We start from the raw sequence: 693 nt of genomic DNA on the forward strand, positions 1-693 counted from the left end.
TTTATGTTTTCTACAAACTCTTCGTCTTGCTCAACATATCCGCTATGATCGCCCCACGACAAGCGACATATTGCGAATTCAATACCTTGTCGCTCCGCTTCTTTAAAGTCAAAGCCTTTTTGCGCGTAGCTTACATCGATACCTTGTTTCATAACTTTTTATCCTCCTCAAGTTTATCCGGCACACCGTCTCCGTCACGATCAACCCAAAGCGCCAAGAAGCCAACTACAGCCGTCAGCACAGAGGGAATAAAAATATGATCGATAATCTTTAATCCGGTATCGATCAACTTTGACAGGCTATCGCTGACAAAGCCTTGCGTAAACGCCAGTACATACGCCAAAATCACTAATAAAATAGGCACTAGCAGTAAAACTACTAGCGCCCGTGTTGCCAATATTCCTGATGTTTTTAAACTTTTTAATGCAGCCAATATTTTCTTTTTTATTTTTATCACCTCTGAAAAAGGCCCACAATAAAACTGACCACGCCTCCGATGATACCGGCAATGATGTACATCGTATCAATACGATGATGAGCCGACTTTGCTGACTGCTCCGCGATGATCGCAATCCGCGTTGCCTCTTTCAAGTCATCGGTCATCGGCTCATACTTTTCTTTCATCGCTTCGACCATCGCTTCTATTCTGGTCACTTTTGCTAACATCTCTTGTGCCAATTCATATTCGCTCAT

2 protein-coding genes are annotated in these 693 nt (G+C 42.9%); both read right to left on the bottom strand.

From position 1 onward, the window contains the following. Window positions 1-148 precede the first annotated feature (148 nt). On the bottom strand, window positions 149-457 hold the full coding sequence (locus HMPREF1250_RS07925; protein ID WP_023054144.1) for a hypothetical protein: 309 nt from the start codon (window positions 455-457) through the stop codon (window positions 149-151). Beyond that, window positions 454-693, bottom strand: a 240-nt coding sequence (locus HMPREF1250_RS07930; RefSeq protein ID WP_023054143.1) for a hypothetical protein, incomplete at its 5' end; no start/stop codon positions are given. The genes HMPREF1250_RS07930 and HMPREF1250_RS07925, both read right to left, overlap by 4 nt.

The sequence above is a fragment of the Megasphaera vaginalis (ex Srinivasan et al. 2021) genome (assembly GCF_000478965.1).
Lineage (GTDB): Bacteria > Bacillota > Negativicutes > Veillonellales > Megasphaeraceae > Megasphaera > Megasphaera vaginalis.